Annotated in this window: 1 protein-coding gene; it reads right to left on the bottom strand. The window is 65.6% G+C overall.

The features are described 5' to 3' along the window. Positions 1 to 285 (bottom strand): ATP-binding cassette domain-containing protein (locus KI686_RS17680; RefSeq protein WP_237590408.1); only part of this gene is annotated, 285 nt, incomplete at both ends.

Genomic DNA, 285 nt, shown 5'->3' with positions numbered 1-285 from the left:
GGTTGTTCAGCGGTTCGTCAAGGAGCAGGTACTCGGTGTCCTGGGCGAGCACCATCGCGACGTAGGCGCGCTGTCGCTGCCCTCCCGAGAGCTGGTCGAGGAAGCGCTGCTCCAGGTCGGTGAGGTTCAGGAAGTCGATCGCCTCCGAGATCTTGTCCTCGTCCTCCTGCGTGAGCCGGCCGCCGCTGTACGGGTAGCGCCCGAATCCGACCAGCTGCCGTACCGTGAGCCTGGTGACGAAGTGGTTCTCCTGCCGCAGGATCGACACGGTCCTGGCGACCTGCT

The organism is Polaribacter sargassicola (assembly GCF_021991835.1).
In the GTDB taxonomy this organism is placed as follows: Bacteria; Bacteroidota; Bacteroidia; order Flavobacteriales; family Flavobacteriaceae; genus Polaribacter; species Polaribacter sargassicola.
Note: the sequence above shows the minus strand (reverse complement) of the source record. Positions and strands in the feature narration are given on the sequence as shown.